Annotated in this window: 8 protein-coding genes, 1 tRNA gene and 1 pseudogene; 4 read left to right on the top strand and 6 right to left on the bottom strand. The window is 68.9% G+C overall.

Going from position 1 to position 13,229, the window contains the following annotated elements; all coding sequences use genetic code 11:
- Nucleotides 1-555: 555 nt before the first annotated feature.
- Nucleotides 556-642 (top strand) — tRNA-Leu (locus G7Y49_RS07260).
- A 485-nt stretch (nucleotides 643-1,127) separates the two neighbouring features.
- Here G7Y49_RS07260 and G7Y49_RS07255 read toward each other — a convergent pair.
- From G7Y49_RS07255 to G7Y49_RS12490, 3 genes and pseudogenes are all read right to left on the bottom strand, one after another.
- Nucleotides 1,128-2,507: an ABC transporter permease gene (locus G7Y49_RS07255; protein WP_165172475.1), complete on the bottom strand. Its 1,380-nt coding sequence runs from the start codon at nucleotides 2,505-2,507 to the stop codon at nucleotides 1,128-1,130.
- Entirely contained in the window at nucleotides 2,494-3,849 is a 1,356-nt protein-coding gene (locus G7Y49_RS07250) for an ABC transporter permease (protein WP_165172473.1), read from the bottom strand. The genes G7Y49_RS07255 and G7Y49_RS07250 overlap by 14 nt, the downstream gene beginning before the upstream one ends.
- Before the next feature lie 483 nt (nucleotides 3,850-4,332).
- Nucleotides 4,333-5,062 (bottom strand): annotated as a pseudogene (locus G7Y49_RS12490) (ABC transporter ATP-binding protein); the annotation flags it as partial.
- A 177-nt stretch (nucleotides 5,063-5,239) separates the two neighbouring features.
- On the opposite strand from G7Y49_RS12490, the gene G7Y49_RS07235 reads away from it, so the two are divergent.
- The 3 genes from G7Y49_RS07235 to G7Y49_RS07225 all read left to right on the top strand — a co-directional run bounded on the left by G7Y49_RS07235 (nucleotide 5,240) and on the right by G7Y49_RS07225 (nucleotide 9,610).
- Nucleotides 5,240-6,580 carry a sensor histidine kinase gene (locus G7Y49_RS07235; RefSeq protein WP_165172471.1) on the top strand — a complete coding sequence of 447 codons (1,341 nt, stop codon included), beginning with the start codon at nucleotides 5,240-5,242 and terminating at the stop codon, nucleotides 6,578-6,580.
- A 217-nt stretch (nucleotides 6,581-6,797) separates the two neighbouring features.
- Nucleotides 6,798-7,535: a response regulator transcription factor gene (locus G7Y49_RS07230; protein ID WP_165172469.1), complete on the top strand. Its 738-nt coding sequence runs from the start codon at nucleotides 6,798-6,800 to the stop codon at nucleotides 7,533-7,535.
- A 131-nt stretch (nucleotides 7,536-7,666) separates the two neighbouring features.
- Complete coding sequence (locus G7Y49_RS07225) at nucleotides 7,667-9,610, top strand: MDR family MFS transporter (RefSeq protein ID WP_165172467.1); 1,944 nt, start codon at nucleotides 7,667-7,669, stop codon at nucleotides 9,608-9,610.
- A 149-nt stretch (nucleotides 9,611-9,759) separates the two neighbouring features.
- Here G7Y49_RS07225 and G7Y49_RS07220 read toward each other — a convergent pair whose 3' ends face one another.
- The 3 genes from G7Y49_RS07220 to G7Y49_RS07210 form a co-directional block, all read right to left on the bottom strand.
- Nucleotides 9,760-10,713 (bottom strand): hypothetical protein, encoded by a 954-nt coding sequence (locus tag G7Y49_RS07220; RefSeq protein ID WP_165172465.1) that lies wholly within the window; start codon nucleotides 10,711-10,713, stop codon nucleotides 9,760-9,762.
- Nucleotides 10,714-10,930: 217 nt separating this feature from the next.
- A complete protein-coding gene (locus tag G7Y49_RS07215) occupies nucleotides 10,931-12,226 on the bottom strand; it encodes a histidine kinase (RefSeq protein ID WP_241157318.1) in 1,296 nt (431 codons plus the stop codon).
- A 96-nt stretch (nucleotides 12,227-12,322) separates the two neighbouring features.
- Nucleotides 12,323-13,225 carry a sulfite exporter TauE/SafE family protein gene (locus tag G7Y49_RS07210; RefSeq protein WP_241157317.1) on the bottom strand — a complete coding sequence of 301 codons (903 nt, stop codon included), beginning with the start codon at nucleotides 13,223-13,225 and terminating at the stop codon, nucleotides 12,323-12,325.
- Nucleotides 13,226-13,229: the final 4 nt, after the last annotated feature.

Below are 13,229 nucleotides of genomic sequence, written 5' to 3'. Positions count from 1 at the left end.
TGTCGGCATCGACCTGTCGCGCGAGGTCATGACCAAATCGCAGATGAGCAAGGTGATGTCGGTTGTGAAAAAACCGAGAGACTAGGCTGTTCCACTACAGAAAACGTCATGAGAAAAGAGGCCGTTTGTCCTGGTCACATAGGGTAAACGGCCTCTTTTTGCTGCAAAACTTGGGTGCTATCATACTTCCCGAAAGACGCCCGAGCCGTCAGCCTCCTGCACGTCCATGCAAATCCAACGAACGCGAAGCGCAGGTGCCCATGCCCGATCCCGCCGCCCCGCCGTCCTCCTGCCCGATCGCTTCCCCCGTCGCCTCTCCCGTGCTGCGCGCACAGGACCTCGCGTACCGCTACGCAGTCGCCGCCTTCACGCTCCATCGGAGAAGCTGAAAGTACCCGTCGCCTCTCCAGCTCCGCCAGCAACATGCGGTCCGCGCCAGCCCACCAGCAACACGCCCACCAACTTCCGTTGCGAGAAATCGCGAAAATGACCCTTGCGCCAGCTAATTCGTTCGGTTATCATAGCTGTTGCTGTCAACGCAAGTCGACATCATGTGCGGGTGTGGCGGAATTGGCAGACGCGTACGGTTCAGGTCCGTATGGGGGCAACCCCATGAAGGTTCAAGTCCTTTCACCCGCACCACTTACACACACAGGGGCTGCAACAGAAGTTGCGGCCCCTTTGCTTTTAAGCGAGCCCCCTCCTTGGGGGTTATAGGACCACCGACAACGCCCCCTTTGCATCCACCATTTTGAAAAGCTGGATGGAAAACGCCCGTTATCGGCGATTCGAGCCCCGAAAACCACCGACAACGGCGCTTTCGCATCCACTTTTCTCGAAAAAACACCGATAACGGGCATATTTCATCCAGAATCGCCTGAGGGGTGGATGAAAAAGCACCGTTGTCGGTAACGTTGCCGGCAGCGTCCTCGATGATCGGCCGGCAAAGCAGCCGAAACCGGTAAAGGACGAGGTCGCGGCCGCAAGGGCGCTCAGCAGCTGCGGCCGTCGCAGAAGCGCTCGGCAGCGGCTGCGGCCGTGAGCGCTCGGCGGCTGCCGCAGCCGCAAGGACGCTAGGCGGCGACCGTCGTGGTCGCAAGCGCTCGGCGGCTGCGGCCGCAAGGGCGCTAGGCGGCGGCTGCGGTCGCGGCGGCTGCGCCCTTCTTCACCCCGGCGTTGCCGAGGCGGATGCGCCCCACCGCGAGCGCCACGGCGAAGAGCGCCGCCGCGAAGAGCAGCACCATGCCCATGGCGGTGATCGCGGGCGCAAGCGCCTCCCAGGTGAACGCGTCGGCCTGGGCGATGTCCATGAGCGCCTGGCCGTGCCAGTACGACGGCGTGAAGCGCGCGACCACTTCCATGCCCCCGCCCATGAGGCTCACGTCTATCCACGACCCGCCCAGGAACGACAGCACGAGCCCGGCGATGTTCGACGCTGCGTTCGCCGTCATATCCGAAGCGCCCGCCTGCGCCAGCAGAAAGCCGAACGCCAGCGCGAACAGGACGTACGCCAGCGAGTCCACGATGCACAGCGCCACGCGCCACGCCTCGGTGCCCGAAAGCGACCCGCTGAACACCACCAGCCCCTGAGCCGACAGCCATCCCCACGTGATGAGCGCGCACACCACGCCCGCCGCCGCCAGCCCCAGGCTGAGCGACAGGCTGCTCACTGGCGCGGAGAGGTTGCGCCGCCGCACGTCCGTGCGGTTGAAGCCCGCCATGGTCACCGACACCAGCACGCCCACCGCGCACAGGATGGGATAGGTCTGCCAGCGGTTGTACAGCAGGAAATCGTCAGGCAGAGGCGACGCCTCCCCTTCCTCGACGGCGTAGGCGGCCTCCGTCTCCGTGCGCATGTCGTCATGCGCAGCCGCCGTCGCCGCAGCCAGCACGTCGTCAACGCTGTCGGCGTCGCTTGCGGCCGCGTCGCTTGCGGCCGACAACGCTGCCGCCGCATCACCCGCATCCGCGCCATCCGCCAGCGCCGCCGCTCCCGCCGCGCCACCTGCCAGCACGTTCGCCGCGCCCCCTTCCGCTCCGTCCGCGTCGAGGGCCACGTGCACGGCCACGCACGCCAGGTACATCTGCAGCTGGTTCTCCACCTCGTAGCCCGCCGTGTGGTCGAAGCTCGCCACCGTCTGCACGCGCGGCAGCTCCTCGCCTGCGCGCGCCGCCTCCACGAACGCCTCGCCGTACCCTTCCGGCACGATGACCAGGCAGTCCGTCGTTCCTTGCGCCACCGCGTCCTGCAGGGCGCGCTCGGTGTCGGCCACCTCCACCATGTTCGAGCGCTCAGCCAGCGTCTCGGTCACGCCCGCTGCCAGCGCGCTGCCGTCGCGGTCGATCACGGCCACGTCGGCGCGATCCTGCACGAAGTCGCCGGAGCTGGCGCCGTGGGTGTTCCCCGTCGCCACGAACACGCCCATGAACCCGAGGAACACCACGTAGATGAGGATGTACGTGCGCTGCTTGAGCAGGATGCGACACGCGGTCTTAAAGATGTTCATGCTGCTGCCTCCTTGAGATAAGCGCGGCCGCAACGAGGAGCACCGCCGCCATGGCCACCAGCGCGCCAACCAACGCGAGGAACGGCTGATAGCTGTCGTAGTAATACAGGGCGTAGAACGCCTGCGAGATCAGACGCGCGGGGTTCACGTAGGCGGTCCACGGCGCAGCCGCGGCGATCTCGTCCGCCAGGTTCATGCACGCCTGCCCGTAGAGCCCCGCGAACAGCGCCGACAGGCACGTGACGCCCGTCATGATGCCGTTCTTCGCCATCTCGGGAATGCCGGGCAGCGCGCCCACGAACACGCCGAGCGCGCACGCCGTGAGCGCCGACGCCGCGATGGCGCCTACGCACGCGGCGTCCTGCCCGCCGAAGTCAACGCCCAGCACCACGCGGATGTACGCGAAGGCGACCAGCAGGCACAGAAACGCCAGAGCCCACGAGACGGCGAACGTCGCCACCAGCACCTGCGCGCGCGGCACGGCGCCGAGCGCGCGGCGCGCCCCCACCTCCGAGGTGTTCGAGCAGGCGCGGCTCATGGCGACGAGCCCGATGGTGGCGGCGAACATGGTCGCCATGCCCAGAAGCGCGTAGTAGTAGCGCGTGGACTCCGTCGGCGCGTTGTGCGTGACCGACACGCGCTCGGTGAACGTGCTGTCGGCCGCCGCGAGCGCCTGGTCGATGAGGGCGTCGACGTCGATGCCCACGCTCATGAGCAGCGCCGAGGCGTCGTCGAGGTCATCGGGCGAAGGCGCGGCGCCCTGCGCGTAGCTCTTGACGGAGTCGGGCAACGCCGCGGGGTCGAGGGTCTCGAGGGAAAACGCGCCCGAGACCATGGCCTGCTCCACGTCGGAGCGGACGCGGCTCTCCACCGCGCCAGTCACGGCGTCCCCGGTGCGCTGCGCGCCGTCGAGCACCGTCTTCACCACGGTCTGCTGCGCGGTGAGCGCGCCGTTGGACGGATCGAGCTTCATGTGCAGGAAGGGCGACCCCTGCGCGTCCACCGTGAGGTAGGCGATGGCGTCAGTGTCGGCGAGCGCGCGCTGCGCCGCCTCCTCGCTCTCCACGTACTGCGGCACCACGAGGCTCCCCATCTCGTCAGCCGCGGTGCCCGGCTCGCTCACCGCGTCCACCACCTCGCGCAGCACCGTCGCCTCGTCAGACTCCCACGCCTCGTCCTGCACCACCACGAGCCCCAGCTCAGTGGCGTAGACCGTGTCGTCGAGCTCCGCGAACATGAAGGAGAACAGCGTGGACAGGATGATGGGGAACGCCAGAGCCCACACGAGGAGGTCCCGGTCGCGCATGAGGTAGAGCGCCGTGTATTTGAACGTGTTCCACATGATGTGCCTCCTGCCCGCGCTAGTCGCGCAGCTCGGTGCCGGTGATCTCGAGGAACACGTCGTTCAAGGTCGGCGGCTCGGCGTAAATGCGACCGAACGCGACGCCCTGCGCGCTGAGCAGGTCGAGCACGTCGGCCAGGTTGTGCGCGCCCGCGGCGCAGTCGACCGCGAGCACGTCGCCCTCGAGCTCGGCGCGCAGCGTGTGGGGCAGCTCGCGGACGCGCGCGAGGAGGTCGGCGTGCGCGGAAGCCGCCGAAGCAGGGGCGCCCGCGCCCACGAAAGCCGCCGATGCAGGGCCCGCCGCGCCCGCGAAAGCCGCCGATGCAGGGGCGCCCGCGCCCACGAAAGCTGCCGACGCAGGGGCGCCCGCGCCCGCGGAGGGCGCGAGTGTTTCACGTGAAACACTCGCGCCCTCATCGACCGACAGGCCCGTCGCAGGGCCAGCTGCAATCCCCGCCGCAGGACCAGCCGCGCCCGCCAGCTGGATGCGCAGCTTCTCGCCCGTGCCGATCATGGCCTTGAGCTCGGCGTTCGTTCCGCATGCCACGCCGCGGCCCTTGTCCATGATCATGATGCGCGAGCAGATCTCCTCCACTTCCTCCATGTAGTGGCTCGTGTAGATGATGGTAGAGCCCTCGGCGTTCAGCCGCAGGATGCCCTCGAGGATGGCGTTGCGGCTCTGCGGGTCGACGGCCACCGTAGGCTCGTCGAGGATGATGAGCTCGGGCTTGTGCGCGATGCCGCACGCGATGTTGAGGCGGCGCGCCAGGCCGCCCGAGAGCTTCTTCGGGCGGAAGCGCTCGTAGCCTTCCAGGCCCACGAAGTGGATGGCCTCGTCCACGAGCGCACGGCGGGAGCTCTTGTCGGGCACGTAGAGCGCGCAGAAGTAGTCGATGTTCTCGCGCACGGTGAGCTCGTCGAACACGGCGAGGTTCTGCGGCACCACGCCGATGCAGCGCTTGAGGTCGTAGCGCGTCGGCGTCATGGGCTCGCCGAACAGGCGCACCTCACCCTTGTCGTAGGTGAGCAGCTGCAGGATGCAGTTGATGGCCGTGGTCTTGCCGCTGCCGTTGGGTCCGAGCAAGCCGAACACCTCGCCCGGCTTTATCGACAGGTTGAAATGGTCGAGCGCGATGGTCTCCTTGTAGCGCTTGACCAGGTTCGACACCTCGACGACGAGGCTGTCTGCCGCACGCGGCGTATCTTTTCCCACGTTAGTCCTCCTTCTTCGCGCGCCTTCGCACGATTGGGCGCGCTCTCTCAACCTGGCTCCCAGTATCCACGCAAGGGGGTTTCGGCAGAAGTGACTTTTGTCACGAGTTCACCTGCGAAGACGCGTTCGGCGCGCCCGTGCCTCCGCAAGCGCGGGCGCTTGCCGTATGATGGGGACATGGAACGCATCTTGGACAAGATCATCGTGTTCGCGGGGTGCTGCCTGGCGCTCATGCTCGTCACGCCCTCGGCTTTCGAGGTGATGGGGCTGCTCGCTGCCGTAACCGCCGCGGCGCTCTTCGAGGTGGCGCCGGGTCGCGTGAGATACGCGGGGACGGCGGCCTACCTGGCGTTGGCGTGCGCCTGCGCGCCGTGCGCGCTGTTCGCGCCGCTGGCGGCTTACGACAGCATGCGCGTCGGGCGGGACGACGAAGACGAGGGCAGGGGCGCCGCGGGAGGCGCGGGCGGCGGCGCAAGGGCCGTGGGTGCGAGCAGGGCGCGGATGACCGGCGCTGTTGCCGATGGAGCTGCTGGTGGAACTGCCGGCGACAGCGCGGAGGCGCCGTGGGAGACGCGCGCCTTGCGCGTGCTGTGCGCAGCTGCGCTGGCGGCCGCGCTGCCGCGGCTCCCGCTTGACGCCGTGGGCGTCATGCTGGTGATGGCCGTCGTGGCCGCGCTGCTCTCGTGGCGCACCTCGCGCCTGCTCGCCGACAAGAAGCGGCAGCGCATCGCGCGCGACAGCATGCGCGAGCATTCCCTGGCGCTCGAGCTGCGCAACCGCGACCTGCGCGACAAGCAGGACTACGAGGTGCACGTGGCCACGCTCACCGAGCGCGGGCGCATCGCGCGCGAGATCCACGACAACGTGGGGCACCTGCTCACCCGCGCCATCCTGCAGGTTGAGGCCATGCAGGTGGTGCACGCGCAGGACGCGCAGGTCACGCGCGAGCTCGCGCCCGTGGGCGCCACGCTCTCCGAGGCGCTCGCCTCGGTGCGCGCGAGCGTGCACGCCCTGCACGACGACGCGCTCGACCTCGAGGGGCAGGTGCGGGAATGCGCGCGGGGCTGCGAGGAGGCGGGCATCGCCGTGAAGATCGACTACGCCGTCGACTACGCGCCCGCGCCCGTGGCGCTCTGCCTCATCGCCGTCACGCGCGAAGCGCTCTCCAACGTCATGCGCCACAGCAACGCCACGAAGGCGCACGTGCGCCTGACGGAGTACCCCGCGCTCTACCAGATCACCGTGACCGACAACGGAAGCGGAAGCGCCGCCGTGGGCGCGGGCGCGGCGGGCGGAGCACGCGGCATGGGGCTGCAGTCGATGGAGGAGCGGGTGACCGCGCTCGGCGGCTCCTTCCGCGCGGGCTTCGAGCGCACGCCGGGCGGCGCGGGCGCGAAAGCGGCAGGCACGGCAGGCGGCGCGGGCGGCGGCGCAGCGGGCGCAAGCGGGCGCGCCGACGGGGACGCGGGCTTCCGCGTGTTCGCCTCCATACCTAAAGCAGCCCTGGATCGCCCATGACATGCACGCTGCAACGTCAGAAGTGGCGAGAAACTCGCGATCTGATACCGAAGGATCTCCACCCGAAGCGCCACAGCCCCTCGCGCCTCAGAGAAAACCCTGGTGACACGAAACCCGATCCTGCACGCCAAGGCGCATCCACCGCAAGCAGAGCGCAAGACGGTATCAGATCGCGAGTTTCTCGCCACTTCCAAACCGAAATCGTGAAAGGAACCTTATGCGAGTCATGATCGTCGACGACGACCCGTTCATCGTGGAGTCGCTCACCACCATCCTAGACGCGCAGCCCGACATCGAGGTGGCGGCGACCGCGCTCGGAGGGCGCGAGGCCGCTCGCCTCTTCTCGCAGGTCACGCCCGACGTGCTGCTCATGGACATCCGCATGCCCGAAGGCGACGGCCTCAGCGCGGCCGAGCGCATCCTCAAGGACAGCCCGCATGCGCGCGTGGTGTTCCTCACCACCTTCGCCGACGACGACTACATCGTGCGCGCGCTGCGCCTCGGCGCGCGCGGATACCTCATCAAGCAGGACGTCGCTTCCATCGCGCCCGCGCTGCGCAGCGTGATGGCCGGCCAGAACGTGCTCGGCAGCGAGGTGATGGGGCGCATGCCCCACCTGGGGACGCGCGCGGAGGAGCCCGCAGGTCCGGGAGCGACGGGAGCTGCGGGGGCGAGCGCGAAGGCCGCGGGCACGGGAACCGCAGGAGCGGGCGCCTCGGAAGCGGGCGCGGAGTCGGCCGGCACGAGCGCCGCCTTCGCGGACGCCAAGCTCACCGAGCGCGAGCGGCGCATCGTGGAGCTGGTGGCGCAGGGCCTCGACAACAAGGCCATCGCGGGCACCGTCTACGTGAGCGAAGGGACGGTGCGCAACCACATCAGCTCCATCCTCGCAAAGCTCGGCCTGAAGAACCGCACGCAGATCGCCGTGCACTACTGGAAGAGCCTCATGGGGTGAGGGCGGACCGACATGGGGCCAACATGGGGAAGTCGCGCGTTTTCGGCTGCTGCCTGTTGACGATCGCCTGAAAAGATGTTCTCCTGCTCCTTACGCAAAAAATCGCATATGAGAGAGAAGGAGCATATCAGATGGGTCTTACACGTCAGCAATTCGTCATGGTGGCCGTGCTGCTCTCCGGCACGCTGCTCGCCGTGCTCAACCAGACGCTGCTCTCGCCGGCGCTGCCCGCCATCATGGCGAGCCTGCAGGTCGACGCCACCACGGTCCAGTGGCTCACCTCGGGGTACTCCCTGGTGGAAGCCGTCATCATCCCGCTTTCCGCGTTCCTGATCGGGCGCTTCACCACGCGCCAGCTGTTCATCACCGGGTTCGCCGTCTTCACCGCCGGAAGCCTTTTGGCCGCGCTCGCGCCCGCGTTCCCGTTTCTGCTGGCGGGCCGCGTGCTGCAGGCCGCGTGCACGGGCATGGTCATGCCCATGGTGTTCACGGTGATCCTGCTGGTGTTCCCGCGCGAGAAGCGCGGCAGCGCCATGGGCGTCATCGGGCTCATCATCGGGTTTGCGCCCGCCATCGGCCCGTCGGTGTCCGGCCTGCTCGTTGACTCGGTGGGCTGGCGCGCGCTGTTCGTCATCGTCACCGTGCTGTCGGCGTTCGTGCTCGCGGCGTCGGCGCTCGTGCTGAAGAACTACGGCAGCTTCGAGCGCACCACCTTCGACAAGCTCTCCGTGCTGCTGAGCTCGGTGGGCCTCGTGTGCCTGCTCTACGGCCTGTCCACGTTCGCCTCGAGCAGCAACATGGCCGTCACCGGCGGGCTCATCGCGGCAGGCGTCGCGCTCATGGCGCTCTACATCCGCCGCCAGCTGCGCCTCGAGGTGCCCATGCTGAAGGTGTCCATCCTGAAGGCGCGCCCGTACGCCACCGCCGTGTGCACGATCGTCATCGTCCAGGCGGCGCTCATGGGCACGGGCGTCATCACGCCGCTCTACATCCAGGGCGTGCTCGGCCAGAGCGCCACCATGTCGGGCGTGGCCATGCTGCCCGGCGCGGTGATCGGCGCGTTTCTGGGCCTGGTCGCCGGCCGCCTGTTCGACCGCTACGGCGTGCGCCGCGTGGTCATCCCCGGCGGCATCGTCATGCTGGCGGGCGCGGCGGGGCTCGTGCTCTTGGGCATGAACACGTCCATCATGATGGTAACCGCCGTTTACACGGTGCTCACCATGGGCCTGCAGTTCATCATGACGCCGCTGAACACCTGGGGCTTGAACTCGCTCGACAACTCCGTGATCCAGCACACGCAGGGCCTGTCGAACACGCTCAACCAGATCGCCGCGTCGTTCGGCACGGCCATGCTCGTGTCGGTGTCGGCGCTCGGGTCATCGTTCGCGGCGAGCGCGGGCGCCGTGGGCATCGAGCAGTCGTTCGCCGGTACCCACCTGGCGTTCTGCACCACGAGCGCGCTTCTGGTGGTGGCGCTCGCGGTCATCGTGGCGCTGGTGCGCGACAAGGCGCCGGCGCGCGCGGCGAGCGCGGAGGGCGCGAAGGCGAAGGCAGGCGAAGGCGCCGCGACCGCTGCGGCCGCCCCGACGGCCGCAGGCTCCGACGACGTGCGCGTGCGCGACGCCATGAACCTGCACCCGGTCTACGTGTCGGCGAACGCGACCATGCGCGACGTGGTGCTGCTCATGGCCGAGACGGACACGAGCGGCGTGCCCGTGGTCGACGAGGACTACGTGGTGGTGGGCTTCGTCACCGACGGCGACGTGGCGCAGTACCTGGGCAAGAACGACATGGCGATGTTCGACGCGACGCTCAACCTCTACCACGCCGTCGACGACGACAAGATCCAGGAGCGCCTGAGCAACCTGCTCGACCTCAACGTGATGAAGATCGCCACGAAGCGCGTGCTGTCGACCACGCCCGACGCGCGCATCGACGAGGCCTGCCACATCCTGGCCACCAAGCGCATCAAGAAGATGCCCGTGGTGAGCGCCGAGGGCAAGCTGGTCGGCGCGCTCAGCCGCCGCAACATCATCCACGCCATAGCCGCCGGCGAGCAGGCCAAGCAGCAATAGCGGCTGTGCGGCCGTCGCGCCGCCGAAGCCACCTGGGGCGAGCGCGCGCGGGTTAGAACGTGCGTGGATGAGCGCGGGGATGAGCGCGTACGAGCTAGAGCGCGTGGTTGAGCGCGAAGGATGAGCGCGCGTGGGCGAGAGAGCTTGCGTTAGCGCGCGTGGCGGCCGCGCCCTCCGGCGGAGGCGGGCTGCTGGCTGGCAGGAGCCGGCTGCGCGGCGGAGCCTGCGCGCGCCTGCTGCTCGGCGGGCGCTGTCGAACGCCCACCGGCGGACTGGACGCTGCCGGCAGGCTGCTTGCCGGCAGGACACGCACCGGCGGGCTTGACGTTGCCGGCGGGCTGCTTGGCAGCGGGCTGCTGGGCGACGGTGGGCTGCGCGGCCGCTGCCTGCGCACGCGCCTGACGGCGGGCCGCCATGCGCTGCTGGCGCGCGGCACGCTCGGCGGCGCGGCGCGCCTCTTCCTCCGCACGCGCCACGCGCTCGGCGGCGGCAGCGTCGAAGCCCTCGCGCACGGCAGAGACTGCCTGCTGGACTTGAGGGGTCGGCTCAGGCACGCCACGCCGCTTGCGAACGGCGGACCCTGCCGTCTTGTCGGCGCCGCGCGGGATCACGGGCTCCTCGCGACGCGAGCGGGAACGCGCCGGCTCGGCCGGCTCGGCTGCGGAGGCCGCGCGCTGCGGCTCCTGCGCGCCGCCCTGACGCGGCTGCCGCTGCGCCTGCTGTTGAGCCTGAGTCTGGGTGTTCGGCTGAGGTGACGGCGCCTGGGTACGCGCGGGCTGTCCCTGGGACCGGGCAGGCTGCGCCGCCTGCTGCGGCTTGCCGGCGGGCTGCCCCTGCGGGCGAGGTCCCTGCGGGCGCGCGCCATCCTGCGGGCGCCCCGCCGCGCCAGCACCCGGAGCGTCCTGCGGGCGCATTCCCGGACCTGCCTGCGCGCCGCCCTGCGGCCTCGGGGCCCTGCCCCTTCCGCGCGGCGCGCCGTAGCCGCGGGCCGCCACGTTGCGGCGCCCGATCACCATCTGCATCTCGGCCACCTTCCGCCGCTCAGCCTCGAGACCGTCGACCACGCCGCGCATGCGGCGGTCGAGCGTGACGATCCAGACCACCAGCAGCACGATGGCGACGGCAAGCACCGCGAGGCCCAAGGCCACCAGCGCAACCGGAGATGAGATGACTTCAGCCAAGCGAATCGCTCCCTGACGAGAATCGAGACCAACCAGCAAACACGCAGACGAAACTGCCTTCGATCATACCGAAGAGCCCAAGGCTTGTCCATGGACCGGGCCCCTCCTTCGGCAACCTTGCGGTAACCTTTCGGCGAGATCACAGAATCGGATCGACCGTCCTCACCGCGCAGTCGGGGAAGCGCAGGGTGACGGTGGTTCCGCGCCCGAGCTCGCTCTCCACGCGCATGTCGGCACGCTCGCCGAAGAAGCCCTTCATGCGGTCGTGCACGTTCTTCACGGCGATGCCCATGCCCGTGGAGGACTCGGGATGCATGATGTTGTTGCACGTCTGCTCGTCCATGCCCACGCCGTCATCGGACACGCTGACCACCACGTCGTCGCCGTCAACCTCAGCCAGGATGGAGATGATGAGCTTTCCCTCCGACGGCATGGCGTGGCGCACCGCGTTCTCGACCAGCGGCTGGAGGATGAACGGCGGCACCATCATGTCCTGCAGCTCGGGGCCCGCGCCCACGCAGAGCCCCACGCGATCCTCGCCGAAGCGCGCCACCTCGAACGAGAAGTAGCGCATGGTCTGCTCGATCTCGCGCGAGAGCATGATGCGCTCGGAGGAGTCCTCCAGCGTGCGGCGGTAGAACACCGCGAACTCGCGCAGCAGCGTGCGGGCCTTCATGGGGTCGGTGCGGATGAGAGAGGCGATGGTGTTGATGGTGTTGAACAGGAAGTGCGGGTTGATCTGGCTCTGGAGCATCTTGAGCTCCATGGAGGTGGCCAGCTTGCGCTGGTTCTCCATCTCGGCCGCCGCCATCTGCGTAGACAGCAGCCGCCCGAAGCCCTGCGCGATGGACTTCTGCGTCTCGGTGATCTTCTTCGCGCTGCGGTAGTAGAACTTCAGCGTGCCCTCGACGTTGGAGCCCACGCGCAAAGGGACGATGATGGCGGCCTTGATGGTGCTGGCGCCCTCCGGGAAGCCGATCTCCTCGGCGCTGTAAAGCACGCGCGCCACGCCGTCGGCGATGGTGTCGTGCGTGGCCTGCGTGCGGATGTCGGCGCCGGCGGGGTTGTCCGCCTCCTGGAAGCCGGCGTACCCGAGGATCTTCTCCTTGTCGGTGATGGCCACGGCGATGGCGGCGGTGTTCGGCAGCAGAAGCTCGCAGATGTCCTGCGCCGACCGATGGTTGAGCCCCTCCTGCATGAGGTCGAGCGTGGCGCTCGAGAGCTGCAGCATGGCGTCAGACTGGTGCGCGCGCACCGAGTCAGGGTCATTGAGCAGGCGCATCACGATGACGAGCGAGAGCGTGAAGATCGCGCCCGCCACGATGATGGTAGGCACGCTCACCGTGGGCGACATGAGCGCCCCCACCATGACGAGCGCGGCGAGCGCAGCGATGGTCAGGGCGAGCATCTCGAGGTTGAAGAACCGCGGGGTCATGCGCTTCCTGTTTTTCTTAGTGTCAATTATCTCTTCCATAGTTCATCCAGTATAACAGCTAACTTTCACGTGAGCAGCGAGCGGACCTCATGCGGCTCAGATGACGCCGGCCTGGTCCACCAAGAGGAGCGCGGCGGCCACCAGGAGGAAGCAGCCGAAGGCGAGGCGAAGGGCCCGCTCGGGGATCTTCGTGATGTAGCGCGCGCTGAGGGCGGCGCCGGGGATGGAGCCGCAGGCGATCGCGATGCCGGCGATCCAGTCGACGTTGCCGAGCATGCCCTGGTAGACCACGCCGGGAACGGCCAGGATCATCACGGAGATGAGCGACGTGCCCGAGGTGAGGCGCATGGGCAGGCCCACGAACGTCACGAGCATGGGCACGATGAGGAAGCCGCCGCCGAGCCCCACGTACCCCGAGGCCACGCCCGCCACCGTCCCGATGAGGAAGGTGAGGACGATCTGGCGCGTGGTGACGCGCGGGAGGGCGGGGGCCGCGGACGTGGACGCGGATGCGGGGGCCGCGGGCTCGCTCGCCGCCGCGGACGCGGAGCTCGCCGCCGTCCCCGGCGCGGGGGCCGCCTCGCCCTCCACCGCGGGCTCGTCGCTCCCCCTCCCCGCCTTCGGCACGGCGAGGGCCTTCTGCAGCATGGTGATGGCCGAGTACGCGATCACGCAGGCAGCCGCCACCATGATCATCCAGTCCTCCGAGCGCGTGGCCAGCCACACGCCCACCGGCGAGGTGAGCGCGCCGCCCACGCCTGCCGCCACGCCGAGCTTCGGCAGGCAGGTCTTGTGGCGCACGTGCGTGATCGCGCCCGACACGCTGGTGGGGATGATGGTGAACATCGAGGTCGCCGTGCTCACGATGGGCTCGAGCGCGTACCCCAGCTTGAGGACCGGCACCAGTATCGTGCCGCCGCCGATGCCGAGCAGGCCCGACAGCACGCCCACGAAAAGCCCCACGGCCAGGGAAGCAGCTATCATGCCGAGCACGTCCACCGTC

The sequence above is a fragment of the Adlercreutzia sp. ZJ242 genome, from assembly GCF_011038995.1.
Classification (GTDB): Bacteria; Actinomycetota; Coriobacteriia; order Coriobacteriales; family Eggerthellaceae; genus CAAEEV01.
The sequence above is the reverse complement of the archived record's forward strand: the minus strand, read 5'-3'. Positions and strand labels throughout refer to the sequence as shown.

Bases quoted from the DNA above. Each gene is read 5' to 3' on its own strand.
- G7Y49_RS07235 (WP_165172471.1), top strand. From the start codon at position 5,240: ATGGAACGCATCTTGGACAAGATCATCGTGTTCGCGGGGTGCTGCCTG.
- G7Y49_RS07230 (WP_165172469.1), top strand. From the start codon at position 6,798: ATGCGAGTCATGATCGTCGACGACGACCCGTTCATCGTGGAGTCGCTC.
- G7Y49_RS07215 (WP_241157318.1), bottom strand. From the start codon at position 12,226: ATGACCCCGCGGTTCTTCAACCTCGAGATGCTCGCCCTGACCATCGCT.
- G7Y49_RS07255 (WP_165172475.1), bottom strand. From the start codon at position 2,507: ATGAACATCTTTAAGACCGCGTGTCGCATCCTGCTCAAGCAGCGCACG.
- G7Y49_RS07225 (WP_165172467.1), top strand. From the start codon at position 7,667: ATGGGTCTTACACGTCAGCAATTCGTCATGGTGGCCGTGCTGCTCTCC.
- G7Y49_RS07250 (WP_165172473.1), bottom strand. From the start codon at position 3,849: ATGTGGAACACGTTCAAATACACGGCGCTCTACCTCATGCGCGACCGG.